The following is a 14,848-nucleotide window of genomic DNA, read 5'->3' as shown; positions in this document are numbered from 1 at the left end:
CGCGGCAGCCGCCGCTGTAGCTGCGGCTGCCGTGCGGGGTCAGTGCTTCGGCCAGTCCAGTTCGACCACCAGCGGGAAATGATCCGATGGCAGCACGCCATCGATGCGGCGGTCATCGGTCAGGAAGCTGCGCGCGTGGAAACCGCGCACCAGCACCCAGTCCAGCTGCGCGGTGGCCTTGCCAGTGAAATCGTGGAAGGTCAGTCGCGGGCCCTGCGGTGTCTTCACCTGGGTACGGGTGTCGTGCAGTACGCGGGTGAATGCCTTGTAGGTGTCGCCGCCGGGTTCGCTGTTGAAGTCACCGGTCAGCACCACCGGCAGGTCGGCCGCCAGGCCGGCCACGCGCCTGCCGATCAGCTCGGCACCCTTCACCCGGCGTGGTTCGTCCTCGTCGCGGTAGGGCAGGTGGGTATCCATGAAATAGAAGCGGCGGCCGTCATCGATGCGGCGGAACAGCGCCCAGGTGACCATGCGTGGATACAGGTTGCCCCAGGTGATGCTGCCGGGCACATCGGGCGTATCAGACAGCCAGAAGTTGCCTGATTCCTCGATCGCCAGCACCTTGCTGTCGTAGAACACGCCCATGTGCTCGTCGCCGCTGCCGCCGCGGCGGCCCTCGCCGAACCAGCGGTATCCGGGCAGGTGCTGAGCAAGGTAATCGGCCTGCTCCTGCACCAGCTCCTGGGTACCGATCACCGCTGGGTGCGCGTCGAGGATGACCTTCACCATCGCATCGCGACGGTCGGGCCAGCGCTTGCCGGGTTCGGTATCGGCCGGGGTGCGCACATTGAACGACATCACCTTCAACGGCGCAGGGGCTGCGGCCCAGGCGCTGGTCAGAGGCAGGGCAAGCGCCAGCAGCGCAGACAGCGCGGGGCGACGGAAACGCGACAACATCGTGGAATCCCTCCATTCCATGAAAACGGTTTCACAGAGCATGCCACGAATGCGAGGGCAGCGTTATGCAGGGATGGGTGGCTCGCGGATGCCGGGCGGGCGATGCACGCCCCGCCCGGTGGACCGCGCACCGGCGATCACGGGTCGTAGCTCATCCCGTCGCCTGCCTTCTGCAATCGCGCAGATGCACAGGGCGTATGCCGCACGCTGATCAGGCAGCAGGAAGTGCCTCCATCCTGATCAGTCTTCAATCTCGCCACGGCGGCCTGCCGCGCGCACTGCCTGCGCGGTGGTGGCCACGCCAAGCCGTTGCCGCGCTCGCCGCAGGTGGTTCTCAACGGTGCGCGCAGACAGCCCCAGCGTGGCCGCTATCTCTGCCTGGCGCCGTCCAGCGGCGACCCAGCGCAGCACCTCGCGTTCGCGTGCGCTCAGCGCGCCCGCGCGGATGTCGGCCGGCGCTTCGGCAAGCCGCCGCGCCGCGCGGAAGACTGACGTGCCGACGATTTCAAGCAGCAGGCGCGCGCCGGCGGACGCATCAATCGAGGTGCCGGCGAAACTGACCGCACCCTCCAGACCGGTCGGGCCGAACACCGGCACCTGCAACCCATGCAGGCCATCGCCGCGAGGCTGCTTCACCACCTGGTAGCGCTCGCCACGCACGCCGTGGCGCTTGCTCCAGAAGAACGGCGCATTGCTGTCCAACACATGGCGGTTGACCGGACAGGCGTGCAGGTAGCGGGCGAGTCCGCTATCGCTGCCGTCGCCGAACCAGTCACCTTCAATCCAGTACACACGCTGTGCGTCGCGCTCCAGCCCGGTTCCGGTGGCAAACACCAACAGGCGGTCGTAGCCCAATGGTGAGGCGGCGGCGCGCAGCACGCCGCCCACCGCCGGCAATGACCGCGCCTGTTCCAGTTCCAGCAGCGCGGGCACCAGCGCAGGCATTGGCTCAGCGCCCCGCCAGCGCATCGAGCAGCGTACGCGCGGCCAGCTTGCCCAACGCGTTGCCGGCCAGTGGACTGTCGCCGGTCAGCAGCAGGCGATCCTGCAGCACGCTGCCATCGATGCCCTCATTGACGATCTGCACCCCCTGCTGGGCCAGCCGTTCACCGAAGAACCAACGCAGCTGCCCGGGCATGTAGCCGATCCCCGGTGTCTGCCGGTCCATTGCGTCGGGGAAGGCACAGATGCGGTAGCCACGGAACAGCGAGGCACCCTCGGCGTCGTCGACGCCCGCCGCCAGCAGCGCCGCCGGGCCATGGCAGAGGGTGATGATGTGGCGCTGCTCGGCCATGGCCCATTGCAGCGCGGCCTTCACCGCCGCGCTCTCCGGCAGGCCGATCAACGCGCCGTGCCCACCGGGAATGAAGACGGCGGCGTAGTCCGAATCGGCGCCCAGGCCGGCCACCACCTGATCCAGCTGCAACGGCTGGCGGAAGCGTTCCTGGTAGCGTTCGTACAGGGCGCCGATCTCGCTGTCCTCGTGTGGGAAGGCCCACCATTCGAACTTGACGGCGTTGCCGGACAGCGTCGCCACGTCGATGTCGAAGCCGGCCTTGTCCAGGTGGTACATCGGCAGCAGGGTTTCCACCGGATGGTTACCGGTGGAGAACAGGTGGCCATTGGCGGTCGGCAGATAGCGCTCGTCGGCGGCGATCATCAGCACCTTCCAGCGGCCATCGCGCCGCGCATCCGGATAGTCGGCGCCGGACAGGTCGCTCTTGGGCGAGGTGAACTGCGACAGCGAATACGGCGACGGGAAGAAGGCATCGCGCTCGGCCGGATCGGGGCTGGGCTGGCGGCTGGGCTCTTGCGTGTTCATGCAGACCTCCGTTGGGGGAAAGTGAGCCCAGCATAGGAGGCTGCGTGCGCAGGCGCGATGAGGGATTCCCCTCAATCGGCCGCAACCAGGATGCTGCAGCGCGCCACCCGGCCGGTTGGACAGTGGGATTATGTCGTGTTATCTAGCCAGTGCCGGGATAATCCCGGCATAACCACACAGCAAGCAAAGGAATGAAAATGAAAAGATTCGCCCGAGCATTGCGCGTCACTCTGAATATTCATCCGAACGAAAAGAGCAGCGTGTGGAATACCTGGCCGCTGTGGGTCGAATTCTGATCCTGCCAGCCAAACCCGCGATTGAGCGGTAGCAAGACGAAGGGACTCGTCTTTCGAGTCCCTTCCTGCCGGAGACGCACTGCATGCAAGGGATGTCGAATGAAGGCAGCGCCATTGCTGCCGAGCGCCTGGCTGCGCGCGTGGAGCGCGAAGGGCCTGTGCTGAAGCTGGAAACCGGTGGAATCGGGGTGTTCTGCCCGGAGCTTGCCGGCAAGGTCGACAAGGAAAATTCCGAGCAGCTGTACGTGGTCGAGTCGCTGGCCGACCTGTTCCGCCGTCACGAGCGCGTGCGCTGGACCGAAGTGCGCAGCCTGATCGCCACCCGTAGTGCTGAGCTCACCGGAGCACAGACCCTGGAGGCACTGCAGTCGCGCATGAGGCAGGCTCTGGATGGGGTGTGCGGGCATGCGCTGGATGCTACGCCGGCGGTGTGGAAAGTGATGGCCCATCCCTTGATCCCGCTGGTGATCGACGGGCTCGATGCCCGCGGCACCGCAGCCATCGAACGCGCCCTGCATCTGCGCTACACCACCCAGGTCGAGCAGGTCATCCATCGGCGCCACCTGCTGCGCAACTTCCTCATCGGCCGTGCCGAATCACGGGCGATTGCCGCCGAACTCAAGCACCGTGTCCGCAGCGGACGTTCGGCGCTGGATTACGCGCAGTCATTGCTGAGCCTGCGAGAGCGCATCGGCCTGGACAAGGTCACCTACCTGGTCACCGTGCAGCTGATCGCCATTTCCGGCGTGCCCGGGATGATGGCCGCCTGCCTGCTGCTGGCGATGCAGATGCATCCACACTGGCGCCAGCGCATCGAGGAGGAATTCGCGCCGCTCTCGGAGGCGGAGATCCACGCGCTGCCGATGGCCAGGATTCCCTGCACGATGCGCTTCCTGAAGGAAGTGATGCGGCTGTACTCCACGCCCTTCAACAACCGTCGGGTGGCTGCCTGCGATCTGCAGGTGGAAGGGCAGGCCATCGCCGAAGGTACGGTCTTCGAGCTGAGCTCGTTCATCCAGCACCGCTCGGCGAAGTACTGGGATGACCCGCTGCAGTTCGATCCCGATCGCTGGTTGCCCGAACGGCGCAAGCGTACCGCCGGCATCTATGTGCCTTATGGCTTCCCCACGCGTTCCTGCGTGGGATCGGCGGTCGGCAATGCACAGCTGGTATTGCTGTGCGCGCTGCTGGCACGCGAGTTCCGCTTCACCCCCAGCGCCGACTATCGGCCCGAGGTGCGCATGGAGGGCTTTGCGATTCCGGCGGCGCTGCATGGCACGTTCTCGCGGCGTACGGCCGGTGCCTGATCTGTCGGGACGGCGGCTTACTTTCCCGTTCGCCCGTGTGCCTGCATGTCCTCATGCAGGATCCGCCGCAGCTCGACGATGGCCGGCGTAGCTTCCTGCACGCTGTGTCCGGACACGATCACCTTCTCCGAATCCGCGTGCGGCAGGTGCGAACTCCAGTAGGGCACCAGCCCGTCATCGGTCTTCTCAAGTGGGCCATCGGCCTTGGCGCGGGCGATGATCGAGTGGTAGTGCACCTTCGGTGACATCGGCAGGTCAGCCACGGCGCGGACGAACGGGTCGTCCTTGTCCAGGTTCTGGATGCTGTTCATCTGGTAGCCGTGCTTGCCGTCATTGCGGTCGATCTGGCCGTCGTTGGCGATGGTGGCGACGTCTTCCAGCACGGTCAGTGGCAACCGCACCAGCCGGCTGATCCACCGGCCGAGGCGGGTGCCCGCCACGTCGGTACCGCGATGCGGCGTGGCGATGAACACCACGCGGGACACTTCCGGTTCTGGCAGGAAGGTCAGCACCGGTGCGCCTTTGGTGCGCAGCAGTTCGCGCTGGGCGGGCGTCATCTGCGCGGTGGCCAGCAGGGTGTCGACCAGGTGGTCGCCGGAGGAGGAGATCATCAACCGTGCGATCACCCCGCCCATGCTGTGCCCCACCAGCACCATGTCATGCGAGGCCTGCGCCTTGCCGCTGGGGTCGAAGTGCTTGAACACTTCAGCCAGCGTGTGGCGCATCGCATCGTGGCTCATCGCGATGGGCATGTTGGTCGGGTAATAGAACTGCCAGACCTGGAACTCCCGGCGGATCTCGTCGTCGCGCAGCAGTTCGTTGGCCACGTTGACCCAGGCTTCCGGACTGCTGGCCAGGCCATGGATCATCAGCAGCACGCGGCGGTTCGGGTCGTAGGGCTGCATCATGTACAGATGCGGCGTGTCGATGCCGCCCTTGCCACCGAACAGCGTGCGCAACGACTGTCGGCTGAAGTTGGAGCGGGCCAGCCACAGCGCATAGCCGGCAGTGAAGTTGGCCGCCAGTGGCACCTGCTGGCCGTGCAGGGTCACTTCCGAAACCTGGTAGGGATCGTGGATCTCCAGCTCCGGCTCGTCATCGTGCAGCACCTCCCACAGGTTTTTCCCCGAGAAGCGCAGCAGCACCGTCATCGATGGCGAGGGCATCTCGCTCCAGCTCTGCGTGGCCGAAGTGCTGGCCTGCGTTGCCTGCGCCGCTGCCCGAGGCGTGGTGGCCGTGCTGCCGGCCGGGTCGTCCATCACCGCCACCAGCTCGGCACCGAAGCCATCGCGGCGATGCACGCTGCGCAGCGTACCGGTGAACGACAGCGAGGCGGCGGGTACCAGCTCGCTGGGGGTACGCTGGTCCAGGGCCGATGCTTGGTCTGAAGGGGCCAGCACGAAGGTCCAGCGGCCCAGCTGGAAATGGCTGGCCTGGCCGTGCACGCGCCCGGTGGCATACGCGTTGTACAGCTGCACCGAGGCTTCCTGCACCGCCAGGTTGTAGTAGTCGCGCACCTGGGTCTGGCGGTCTTCGAAACCACGCTGGTTGGCGGTGCGCTCGGTGAAGAACAGATAGGCATAGGCCTGGCGCGCGACCTGCATCCACGCATCGAGGCGTGGCTGGAAGTCGGCATCCAGCTCGGTGACTGCGGTTTTGGCGCGGCCGGATGCCGAGTACTCGCGCTTTGGCGCCGGCAGGGTCATCGCATACTGCAGCCACAACTCGGCCAGGCTGGAGCGCTTGTCTTCCTCGCGCACCACGATGCTGCTTTCCATGGCCTCGATGCAGGGCAGGCCGGGCTTGGCACAGACGCCCTCATCGAGCCCGGCCACGCGCAGGGTCTCAATGGTCGCCGCGCTGAGCTTGCCGGAGGTCAGGATGTCACCGCGCTTGAGCGCGATGTACTGGCCGGGCGTGACCGAGGCAACCTGCACCGACGGCCCGAACTGGCGCAGCGTCGCGCAGCCGCCCAGGGTGAGCAGCACGGTGAAGATGAGGGTCGTGCGGCCGATGAAGCCCAAGCCCGTGGTAGCCATGCGATCCTCCTGCGCGGTGGCGCCACTCTAGCGGCCGGCCTGTCAAAGCGGAATCTACCGGCTGGGTCGGGCTTGGCGGCGAGTGCGGTTGGTAGATTCGGGCAGTTCCGTGCGCCGGCTGCAGGTTCCTAGCCCATCAGTGGCTGATCTGGCACTTCACCGCCGCCGAATAGCCCTCGTAGTCGTCGCCTGCGATCACGTGCAGGGTGTGGTGCTTGTCGATGCGCTTCACGTACGAAGGTTCCTCGGTATTGGCATGCTCGTTGACCTCGGTCACCGACCAAGCCCTGGCCAGGCGCTTGGGATCGACGCCGTTCAAGTACACGAACAGGCTCTTCTCGCCCTCGGCCACGTTTACATCGGCACTGTTGACCGTGCCGCCAAACAGCGCGACCGGCTTGTCCTCCGGCTCGAAGGTGCCGCCCGGCTTCTTGGCCAGGCCGGCCGCCTGCAGGGCATCGATGGCGTCGGCCGCACTGAAATCCGAGCCCGCCTTGCAGGCCAGCAGCGCTTCCAGCGTGGCGGTGCCGGGCGGCGCGATGGCCGGGGCTGCGGCGTGCGTGGCTGGGGCGGCGGCGAGCGCGGTGAGGAACAGGGCGAGCGTGGTTGTGGCGATTTTCATTGCAGATCCTTCTGGCGGTCGCGGATGGAGGGACTGTTGTGTTGGCGGTGTCATCCCGATTATGCGCCACACGTCCTGCGCGACGTGCAGGCACAAAAAAGCCGGAACCCCAGTTGACGGGAGATCCGGCTTCTTGCGGCCTCGACAGGCCATACAGATGGTGGAGGTGGGCGGAATTGAACCGCCGTCCGAAGGCACTCCATCCCCAGCACTACATGCTTAGCTCACCGTTGGATCTCGTCCCCGAACAGCACGGTGCGCAAAGCGCATCCGGGAACCAGCCTGTTGTGTTCTAGTGCCGGACTGACAGGCAGCCGTCCAGCGCGATTCCATGATAGTGACTCTACACCGCGAGCATGGACACAAGCGGTTTCGAGGCTTAGGCCTTAAGCGGCCAGAGCGTAGTTGTCGTCGTTGGCAACTAGAGTTTTGCAGCTGGATTTACGAGGAAAGCTACCCCCTCGGCATGCGCCAGGCGACTTCACAACCCCCGTCGAAACCAATGCACCCCCGGTTTCTTCAAGTTCTGCAAGGTACAAGGCCTGCTTTCGTGTCGCCACGGCCAGTGCCTGCCCAACGCTGCCAATGCTACGCCAAAACAGCTGAACAGTCACCGGGGCAATCCACAACATGTTGTAGAGCCAGCGGCATAGCGGATTGGTAACGTCATTGGCACGAATTTGCGACACACTGAAGACGACCATCCGAGCCAGGACAGACACGGAGACTGTGGGTGACCGAGGCAAGCCAACAACGCAGCCTGCGACAGCTGGTCGGACCCGTCGGGGCCGACTACCAGCGACGGGCATTGCCCCCTGGCTGGGTCTGGGCCGTGCTGGGCGCGCTGCTGGCGGCCACCTGCCTGACCGAACTGCCGGCCACGGCCGCGGCGGCACTGGTCGCCAGTGCGGTGGTGGTGCATTGGTCGCAGCGCGGTCGCATCCATTGGCTGGGCTGGCGTCTGCCGGGCATGGCCGTGTTGGCGGCCCTGCTGTGGGGGCCGGAAGTGTTGTCGCAGTGGTTCGAGCACGGGCTGGCCGTGGTCCTGATGTCGCTGGCCAGCCTCAGCATCGGTGTGCATGTGTGGCAGTCGCGGCAGCTGGCGCGACAGTTGCAGGGCGCTGCCGATTCGCTGGATGACGCCCAGCTGCTGGCCCTGTTGCCGGCCGATGCGGCCCAGATGGCACAGCAGTGGCGCGCGGGCGATGACCGCCATGCGCCGGAACTGGCGGTGGTGATGCACCTGGCCGTGATGCACGCGGCGCTGGCGCCGCGCATGCGAGGGCAGGGCGTGCTCGCGGGGTGACCCGCCTTTTGTAGGGCCGAGCCTGCGCTCGGCTGCTCTTCTTGCCGAAGCCGGGCATGGCTCGGCTCTACAGAAAACCAAGGCAGCCGAGCATGGCTCGGCTTTACAGGGTGATGCGCAGTCGCCTTACGCGTCGCGGTTGCCACGACGCATCACGCGCTGCTTCTCGATCGCCCAGTCGCGGTCCTTGGCGGCATCGCGCTTGTCGTGGGTCTGCTTGCCCTTGGCCAACGCGACTTCGAGCTTGATCTTGTTCTTGCTCCAGTACATCGCAGTGGGCACGATCGTGTAGCCATCGCGCTCGACCTTGCCGATCAGCTTGTCGATCTCGTTCCGGTGCAGCAGCAGCTTGCGCTCGCGCCGGTCATTGGCCACCACGTGGGTGGAGGCCTGGATCAACGGGGTGATCTGTGCACCGATCAGGTAGATTTCGCCGCGCTTCACATAGGCGTAGGCATCGATGATGTTGCCACGGCCTGCGCGGATCGACTTGACCTCCCAGCCCTGCAGGGCGAGGCCGGCCTCGAAGCGCTCTTCGATGTGGTATTCGTGGCGGGCACGCTTGTTCAACGCGATGGTTTTGTTGGCCGTCGCGCTCTTTGCTTTATCCTTGCCGCTGTTCTTGCTCATTTCCGTATTGTCTCCGATTCGGGCCCGCCCGGTCGATTGCCGAAACGTCCTGTATTCATGCCTACTATCCGCCGCAGCGCCCTGGTCGAACATTCGGCCGCGCGCATGTTCGACCTGGTCAACGACGTCCAGGCCTATCCGCGCCGTTTCCGCTGGTGCTCTGCTGCCCAGATCGTTGAGGAGGGCGAGGACCGCCTGGTGGCGCGACTGGACCTGGGCCTGGGCTCGTTCAGCACATGGTTCCAGACCGAGAACACCCTGCAGCGCCCGCACAGCATTGATATGCAGCTGCGCGATGGCCCGTTCAAGCAGCTGCACGGCCGCTGGGAATTCCATGCGCTGGCCGAGGATGCCTGCAAGGTCACCCTGACCCTGGAGTTCGAACCCAGCTCGCGCCTGCTCGGTCCGGCGCTGGCGATCGGCTTCCAGGGGCTGGCCGATCGCATGGTCAACGATTTCGTCCGCGTCGCCGACGAGGGCTGAGCGATGATCGAGGTCGAGGTGGTGCTGGCCTGGCCGCAGCGGGTGCTGTCGCGCCGCTTGCAGCTGGAAGAAGGTGCGACAGTGGCCGACGCCATTGCCGCCGCCGCGCTGGAAGGCAGTGCCGATTGCCCCGCCGTCGCCGTTCATGGTGTGCTGGCTCGCCCGCAGCAGGCACTGCTGGAAGGTGATCGCATCGAGTTGCTGCGCCCGTTGCTGGCCGACCCCAAGGACAACCGCCGGCGTCGCGCGCTCGGCGGTTGATTCCAGCAGCCGTACCTGCGGACGGGCAGGGGGCTCAGCGGCCCTTCTTCTTCTTGTCCTTCGGCAGGTTGCGGCCGAACTGGCGCACGGTCTGCTGGGCCAGGGCCTTGTCGTTGCCCGGGAAGTAATCGCCTTCCCAGCGGGTCACGGTGTCATTCTCGAAGAACACCACGAAGTTCTTCACTTCGGTACGACCCAGGCGGTTCACGCGCTGGCTGGAGGTGTAGTCCCAACGCTGGGCGTGGAACGGGTCGGGAATGGACGGGGTGCCCAGCAGCGCGGTGACCTGCTGCTTGCTCTGCCCGACCTGCAGCTTGGCCACGGCATCTTCCCGGATCAGGTTGCCCTGATAGATGGGTTGCTTGTAGATGATGCCGCACCCGGTGGTGGACAGGGCGACGGCGGCGACCAACAGGAGATTGCGCATCGGGACTGGCGGTTGGGGAAATCAAACCGATGATACACTCCCGGCGTGCCACCGCGACCCAATCCGAGGCAGCTGGCGCTAAATCGCCAATGAACGGAGACCTATGGAAACCCACGACCTGCGTAAAGTCGGCCTGAAGGTGACCCATCCGCGGATGCGGATCCTGGCGCTGCTCGAGCAGCGCAATGCCCAGCACCACATGACCGCCGAAGACATCTACCGCCAGCTGCTGGAGCACGGCGACGAGATCGGCCTGGCCACGGTGTACCGGGTGCTGACCCAGTTCGAGGCCGCCGGCCTCGTGCTCAAGCACAATTTCGAGGGCGGCCAGGCGGTCTACGAACTGGACCGTGGCGGCCACCACGACCACATGGTCGACGTGGACAGTGGCAAGATCATCGAGTTCGAAAGCCACGAGATCGAGGAGCTGCAGCGCAAGATCGCCGCAGACCATGGCTACGAGCTGGAAGAGCACTCGCTGGTGCTGTACGTGCGCAAGAAGCGCAAGTAATCCGTTCCGGCCAGCTGGATGCGACGAAACCCCGGGCCTGCCCGGGGTTTTTCGTTGATGGGGTCAGAGCCCTTTCCGTTCAGGTAAGGGATCCGACCCCTTGCGGCCCAGCAGGATCTCCAGGTCCACCGCCTCAGCCATGGCCCGGTTGCCGGCATCACCCGGGTGGAGGTGGTCGCCGGAGTCGTAGGCCACGGCCATCCGTGAGGGATCGGCCGGGTCGCGCAGCGCCGCGTCCAAGTCGATCACCGCGTCGAACGGGCTGTCCGTGCGCAGCCAGGCATTGAGCTGGCGGCGCAGGGTGTCCTTGTCCGGTTGGTAGTAGTCGTCCAGCGGCGTGCCGGGCAGGGCGCCAGCGAACGGTGGCAAGGTAGCGCCCACGATCCGCACACCTCGGCGGCGGGCCTGTTCTGCCAGCGCGCGATACCCCGCCTGCAGCTCGCTCAGCGTGGGCCGGGCCTGGTTGCGGGCGAATGCGGTACCTGGCCAGCTGATGTCATTGATGCCGATCAGCACGATCACACTGGATACCGCAGGCTGGTCCAGCGCGTCGCGCCGGAAGCGGACCAGGGCGGATTCACCCATGCCGTCGCACAGCAGCCGCCCCCCGGAAATGCCGGCGTTCACCACGGCTATGCCCCGCGCTGCCAGGCGCGCGGCCAGATGATCGGTCCAGCGCTGGTCCTGGTCGAGGCTGGCGGTGGCACCGTCGGTGATCGAATCCCCGATCACCACTACGCTGCGCGCGTCGGCGTCGGCGTCGGCTTCGACGTCAATTCCGGTCAGCAGCAGGCGGGCGGTGGTGCTGCTGGCTGCGCTCAGGGCCTGGGCCCGGCTCTGGTCGCCGGGGGCGATCCAACTGGTCTGGCGGCCTTCCCAATGGAACGTCTGAACGGTTGCCGGCCCCGGCACAAATACGCTGACCTGCAATGCCTGGCGGTCATCCGTGGCCAGCGGGAGCGGATCGCTCAGCTGTTCCTGACCGGGCCCGATCAACACCCCGGGCTGGCCGCCGAAGCTGAGCGGTTGCGGGATGGCGCCCGCGCGTGCGGCCACGCTGGCCGCCCCGATCCGCAGCGGCCGGGTGCCGTAGGCATTGCTCAGCCGCACCCGCAGCCGCGGGCCGCCCAGGCTGACACGCACCGTCTGGCGGAAGGTCTGGTCCTGCAGCGTGGCCGGGACCAGGGTCGGGAACAGGAAATCCGCGTTCCAGACCGGCTGCGGGCTGGCCTGCCAGCTGGCGACCCAGTGCGGGGCGGATGCGGCACTGGCGGCGCCGGACATAGCGAGCAGGGCGGTGGTGGTGAGCTGGCTCAAGCGGTTCATCGGGCAGTCCCGAGTGGAGGGACCGCCATGGTGATTCCGTGCTTATCTGTGAACTAGACTGCGCACGGACAATCATCTGTGAACTGGATTCATCGCCATGGCGCGACCCGACATCAACCGATCCGGCGAACTGGAAGTGTTCGTGCGGGTGATCGAGACCGGTGGCTTTTCCGCTGCGGCCCGCACGCTGGACATGACGCCGTCGGCGGTGAGCAAGCTGGTGGCGCGGCTGGAGCAACGGCTGGGCACGCGCCTGCTGCAACGCTCCACCCGCCAGCTGCAGCTGACCCCGGAAGGCTGCGCGTTCTACGAGCGTGGCCTGCGCGTGCTGGCCGACCTGGACGAGGCCGAGCGTTGTGCCAGCGCCCATGCCGAGCCGCGCGGGCGGCTACGGGTCAACTCCAACGTGCCGTTTGGCCGCCATTTCCTGTTGCCGCTGCTGCCGGCGTTTCTTGAGCGTAACCCGCAGGTGGGCGTGGACCTGACCCTCAACGACGAGGTGATCGACCTGCTGGAGCAGCGCACCGATGTGGCAGTGCGGGCCGGGCCGCTGAAGAGCTCCAGTCTGGTGGCGCGACGGCTGGGCGCGACGCGGATGATGATCGTGGCTGCACCGGCCTACGCGCAGCGGCACGGGCTGCCACGCATTGCCGAGGAGCTGCAGTCGCACAACCGGCTGGACATCGGCCATGCCCGTGCGATGCAGGGGTGGCCGTTGCTGCAGGAGGGGCGCGAGCGGATGCTGCTGCCCAGTGGCAATGCCCGCGCCAGCAACGGCGATGCGCTGCGCCAGCTGGTGCTGGGCGGGCTGGGCATGGCGCGGCTGGCGGCATTCCAGGTGCAGGAGGACATTGCTGCCGGGCGCTTGCTGCCGGTGCTGGAAGAGGCCAATCCCGGTGACCTGGAAGAGGTGCACGCGGTGTTCCTCGGGCAGGGCGGTTACCTGCCGCTGCGGGTGCGCGCGTTCCTCGATTTCCTGGTGGAGAACGTCGACCTGACGCGGCCGTTGGGGTGATACGGGTAGTGCCGGCCGCTGGCCGGCAACCTCACGATCATCGTCCACCGGTGTTGGGTTGCCGGCCAGCGGCCGGCACTACCGTGCGGGTGGGTTGTAGATCCACGCCATGCGTGGATAACCGTGAACAGGCCTCAGGCCTGCAGCAGCTTGCGGGCGGCGGCGCGCGCTTCCTTGCTCACTTCCACGCCGCCGAGCATGCGCGCCAGCTCTTCCTCGCGCGCCTTGTTGTCCAGCTTTTCCACTGCGCTCTGGGTCATGCCTTCCACCGGGGCCTTGCTGACCCGGTAATGGGCGTGGCCCTTGGAGGCGACCTGCGGCAGGTGGGTCACGCACAGCACCTGGCGCTTCTCGCCGAGCGCGCGCAGCTTCTGGCCGACGATGTCAGCCACCGCGCCGCCGATGCCGGAGTCGACCTCGTCAAACACCATGGTCGGCACCGCATCCAGGTCCAGCGCGGCCACTTCGATGGCCAGCGAAATACGTGACAGTTCACCGCCCGAGGCCACCTTGCGCAGGGCGCGCGGCGGTTGGCCGGCGTTGGCCGCCACCAGGAACTCGACGCGCTCGGCACCCTGCGGGTCGGGCTTGCCGCTGTCCTGTGGCTCCAGTTCGATCAGGAACTGGCCGCCGCCCATGCCGAGCTCGGCGATGATGCCGGTGGTGGTGGCCGACAGTTCGGCAGCAGCGCTGCGGCGGCTGGCGGTCAGCATTTCAGCCTGTACGCGCCAGGCGGCGGCGGCCTTGTCGATCTCGCCGGCCAGGCGCTGCAGGCGCTCGTCGGCGCCACGCAGCTGCTCCACTTCGGCATGCATGCGCTCGCGCTGCGCGCCCAGTTCGTCCATCGGCACGCGGTGCTTGCGGGCCAGGTCGTGCAGGCGGCCGAGGCGGCGCTCGTTCTCCTCGAACTGTTCCGGGTCGGCATCCAGATCGTCGTGCACGCGATCAAGCAGCGACAGGGCTTCGTGCAGCTGGATCGAGGCGTTCTCGATCAGGCCGTCCACTTCGCCCAGGCGCGGGTCGTGCTCGATCAGGCGCGACAGCTCGTGGCGCACCTGCTGCAGCAGGTCCAGCGCAGAGCTGCCGTCGTCGCCGTTGAGCTGGTTGCTGGCTGCCTGGCAGGCGCTCAGCAGGGCGCTGGCGTGGGCCTGGCGACGGTGGCTGGCGCCAAGCGCGGCAATCGATTCCGGTTCAAGGTCCTCGCGGTCCAGTTCGCGCAGCTGGTGCTCCAGGAAGCCGATCCGGTCACTGACGTCGCCCTGTTGCGACAACGCCAGCGACTCATCGACCAGTGCCTGCCAGGCCGCGGCGGCGTGGCGCACCTGGCGGCGCTCGTTCTCGTTGCCGGCATAGGCATCCAGCAGGGCCAGCTGCGACGGGCGCGCCAGCAGCGCCTGCTGTTCATGCTGGCCGTGGATCTCCACCAGCAGCGAGGCCAGGTCGCCCAGCTGTGCCAGTGTCACCGGGCGGCCATTGATCCAGGCCCGCGAGCCGCCGTCGGCGCGGATCACGCGGCGCAGCTGGCATTGGTCCTCGTCGTCCAGCTCGTTGTCGGCCAGCCACTGGCGGGCGGCCTGCAGCTGCTCCAGTGCGAACTCGGCGGAAAGCTCGGCGCGTGCGGCGCCATGGCGGACCACGCCGCTGTCGGCGCGCAGGCCGGACAGGAAGCCCAGTGCGTCGACCATCAGCGACTTGCCGGCGCCAGTCTCGCCTGAAACCACGGTCATGCCTGGCCCGAACTCCAGTTCGGTGGCGCGGACGACGGCGAAATCCTTGATCGAAAGATGTCTGAGCATGGGTAAGGGGGTGTCAGCAGCCGCGCAACGCTAGCACGCGGGCGCGGGAGGTCCAATGACTTGCCAAGGCGATGCGCCGCCATTATCTAGTGTCCGTGTCTCACAGGTTG

15 protein-coding genes and 1 other RNA gene are annotated in these 14,848 nt (G+C 66.7%); 6 read left to right on the top strand and 10 right to left on the bottom strand.

The window, feature by feature from the left end; genetic code table 11:
• Positions 1–39 precede the first annotated feature (39 nt).
• The 3 genes from HMPREF3114_RS13985 to hchA form a co-directional block, all read right to left on the bottom strand.
• Entirely contained in the window at positions 40–897 is an 858-nt protein-coding gene (locus HMPREF3114_RS13985) for an endonuclease/exonuclease/phosphatase family protein (RefSeq protein ID WP_053499143.1), read from the bottom strand.
• A 240-nt stretch (positions 898–1,137) separates the two neighbouring features.
• Complete coding sequence (locus tag HMPREF3114_RS13980; protein ID WP_053499142.1) at positions 1,138–1,842, bottom strand: PA1136 family autoinducer-binding transcriptional regulator; 705 nt, start codon at positions 1,840–1,842, stop codon at positions 1,138–1,140.
• Between the two features lie 4 nt (positions 1,843–1,846).
• Entirely contained in the window at positions 1,847–2,719 is an 873-nt protein-coding gene (hchA, locus tag HMPREF3114_RS13975; RefSeq protein WP_053499139.1) for a glyoxalase III HchA, read from the bottom strand.
• A 379-nt stretch (positions 2,720–3,098) separates the two neighbouring features.
• Between hchA and HMPREF3114_RS13970 the strand changes: the two genes are divergently transcribed.
• Complete coding sequence (locus HMPREF3114_RS13970) at positions 3,099–4,322, top strand: cytochrome P450 (protein WP_231109031.1); 1,224 nt, start codon at positions 3,099–3,101, stop codon at positions 4,320–4,322.
• A 17-nt stretch (positions 4,323–4,339) separates the two neighbouring features.
• Here HMPREF3114_RS13970 and HMPREF3114_RS13965 read toward each other — a convergent pair whose 3' ends face one another.
• The 3 genes from HMPREF3114_RS13965 to ssrA form a co-directional block, all read right to left on the bottom strand.
• Complete coding sequence (locus tag HMPREF3114_RS13965) at positions 4,340–6,361, bottom strand: esterase/lipase family protein (RefSeq protein WP_070489933.1); 2,022 nt, start codon at positions 6,359–6,361, stop codon at positions 4,340–4,342.
• A 136-nt stretch (positions 6,362–6,497) separates the two neighbouring features.
• Complete coding sequence (locus tag HMPREF3114_RS13960) at positions 6,498–6,983, bottom strand: hypothetical protein (protein WP_070489932.1); 486 nt, start codon at positions 6,981–6,983, stop codon at positions 6,498–6,500.
• Positions 6,984–7,141: 158 nt separating this feature from the next.
• Positions 7,142–7,495: a transfer-messenger RNA gene (ssrA, locus tag HMPREF3114_RS13955) on the bottom strand.
• A 221-nt stretch (positions 7,496–7,716) separates the two neighbouring features.
• Here ssrA and HMPREF3114_RS13950 point away from each other — a divergent pair.
• Positions 7,717–8,289 (top strand): hypothetical protein, encoded by a 573-nt coding sequence (locus tag HMPREF3114_RS13950; RefSeq protein ID WP_053500416.1) that lies wholly within the window; start codon positions 7,717–7,719, stop codon positions 8,287–8,289.
• A 126-nt stretch (positions 8,290–8,415) separates the two neighbouring features.
• Here HMPREF3114_RS13950 and smpB read toward each other — a convergent pair whose 3' ends face one another.
• Positions 8,416–8,919 carry an SsrA-binding protein SmpB gene (gene smpB, locus HMPREF3114_RS13945; RefSeq protein WP_005416174.1) on the bottom strand — a complete coding sequence of 168 codons (504 nt, stop codon included), beginning with the start codon at positions 8,917–8,919 and terminating at the stop codon, positions 8,416–8,418.
• Between the two features lie 57 nt (positions 8,920–8,976).
• On the opposite strand from smpB, the gene HMPREF3114_RS13940 reads away from it, so the two are divergent.
• Positions 8,977–9,402: a type II toxin-antitoxin system RatA family toxin gene (locus HMPREF3114_RS13940; RefSeq protein ID WP_005416175.1), complete on the top strand. Its 426-nt coding sequence runs from the start codon at positions 8,977–8,979 to the stop codon at positions 9,400–9,402.
• Positions 9,403–9,405: 3 nt separating this feature from the next.
• Complete coding sequence (locus HMPREF3114_RS13935) at positions 9,406–9,663, top strand: RnfH family protein (protein ID WP_005416176.1); 258 nt, start codon at positions 9,406–9,408, stop codon at positions 9,661–9,663.
• Between the two features lie 34 nt (positions 9,664–9,697).
• Here the strand turns inward: HMPREF3114_RS13935 and bamE are convergent, their stop codons facing one another.
• A complete protein-coding gene (gene bamE / locus HMPREF3114_RS13930; RefSeq protein ID WP_005409234.1) occupies positions 9,698–10,090 on the bottom strand; it encodes an outer membrane protein assembly factor BamE in 393 nt (130 codons plus the stop codon).
• A 103-nt stretch (positions 10,091–10,193) separates the two neighbouring features.
• On the opposite strand from bamE, the gene fur reads away from it, so the two are divergent.
• On the top strand, positions 10,194–10,601 hold the full coding sequence (gene fur, locus HMPREF3114_RS13925; RefSeq protein WP_005409235.1) for a ferric iron uptake transcriptional regulator: 408 nt from the start codon (positions 10,194–10,196) through the stop codon (positions 10,599–10,601).
• Between the two features lie 63 nt (positions 10,602–10,664).
• Here the strand turns inward: fur and HMPREF3114_RS13920 are convergent, their stop codons facing one another.
• Positions 10,665–11,927 (bottom strand): SGNH/GDSL hydrolase family protein, encoded by a 1,263-nt coding sequence (locus HMPREF3114_RS13920; protein WP_070489931.1) that lies wholly within the window; start codon positions 11,925–11,927, stop codon positions 10,665–10,667.
• Between the two features lie 97 nt (positions 11,928–12,024).
• On the opposite strand from HMPREF3114_RS13920, the gene HMPREF3114_RS13915 reads away from it, so the two are divergent.
• Positions 12,025–12,942, top strand: coding sequence for a LysR family transcriptional regulator (locus tag HMPREF3114_RS13915; RefSeq protein ID WP_053500421.1), 918 nt, complete (start codon positions 12,025–12,027; stop codon positions 12,940–12,942).
• Between the two features lie 134 nt (positions 12,943–13,076).
• Here the strand turns inward: HMPREF3114_RS13915 and recN are convergent, their stop codons facing one another.
• Positions 13,077–14,738 (bottom strand): DNA repair protein RecN, encoded by a 1,662-nt coding sequence (gene recN, locus HMPREF3114_RS13910; protein ID WP_053500423.1) that lies wholly within the window; start codon positions 14,736–14,738, stop codon positions 13,077–13,079.
• Positions 14,739–14,848: the final 110 nt, after the last annotated feature.

The organism is Stenotrophomonas sp. HMSC10F07, from assembly GCF_001807895.1.
Classification (GTDB): domain Bacteria; phylum Pseudomonadota; class Gammaproteobacteria; order Xanthomonadales; family Xanthomonadaceae; genus Stenotrophomonas; species Stenotrophomonas sepilia.
Note: the sequence above shows the minus strand (reverse complement) of the source record. Positions and strands in the feature narration are given on the sequence as shown.

What these genes read in the sequence shown, in the direction of transcription:
- HMPREF3114_RS13985 (WP_053499143.1), bottom strand. Translation starts at nt 897, where the DNA reads ATGTTGTCGCGTTTCCGTCGCCCCGCGCTGTCTGCGCTGCTGGCGCTT.
- HMPREF3114_RS13980 (WP_053499142.1), bottom strand. Translation starts at nt 1,842, where the DNA reads ATGCCTGCGCTGGTGCCCGCGCTGCTGGAACTGGAACAGGCGCGGTCA.
- hchA (WP_053499139.1), bottom strand. Translation starts at nt 2,719, where the DNA reads ATGAACACGCAAGAGCCCAGCCGCCAGCCCAGCCCCGATCCGGCCGAG.
- HMPREF3114_RS13970 (WP_231109031.1), top strand. Translation starts at nt 3,099, where the DNA reads ATGCAAGGGATGTCGAATGAAGGCAGCGCCATTGCTGCCGAGCGCCTG.
- HMPREF3114_RS13965 (WP_070489933.1), bottom strand. Translation starts at nt 6,361, where the DNA reads ATGGCTACCACGGGCTTGGGCTTCATCGGCCGCACGACCCTCATCTTC.
- HMPREF3114_RS13960 (WP_070489932.1), bottom strand. Translation starts at nt 6,983, where the DNA reads ATGAAAATCGCCACAACCACGCTCGCCCTGTTCCTCACCGCGCTCGCC.
- smpB (WP_005416174.1), bottom strand. Translation starts at nt 8,919, where the DNA reads ATGAGCAAGAACAGCGGCAAGGATAAAGCAAAGAGCGCGACGGCCAAC.
- HMPREF3114_RS13940 (WP_005416175.1), top strand. Translation starts at nt 8,977, where the DNA reads ATGCCTACTATCCGCCGCAGCGCCCTGGTCGAACATTCGGCCGCGCGC.
- HMPREF3114_RS13935 (WP_005416176.1), top strand. Translation starts at nt 9,406, where the DNA reads ATGATCGAGGTCGAGGTGGTGCTGGCCTGGCCGCAGCGGGTGCTGTCG.
- bamE (WP_005409234.1), bottom strand. Translation starts at nt 10,090, where the DNA reads ATGCGCAATCTCCTGTTGGTCGCCGCCGTCGCCCTGTCCACCACCGGG.
- fur (WP_005409235.1), top strand. Translation starts at nt 10,194, where the DNA reads ATGGAAACCCACGACCTGCGTAAAGTCGGCCTGAAGGTGACCCATCCG.
- HMPREF3114_RS13920 (WP_070489931.1), bottom strand. Translation starts at nt 11,927, where the DNA reads ATGAACCGCTTGAGCCAGCTCACCACCACCGCCCTGCTCGCTATGTCC.
- HMPREF3114_RS13915 (WP_053500421.1), top strand. Translation starts at nt 12,025, where the DNA reads ATGGCGCGACCCGACATCAACCGATCCGGCGAACTGGAAGTGTTCGTG.
- recN (WP_053500423.1), bottom strand. Translation starts at nt 14,738, where the DNA reads ATGCTCAGACATCTTTCGATCAAGGATTTCGCCGTCGTCCGCGCCACC.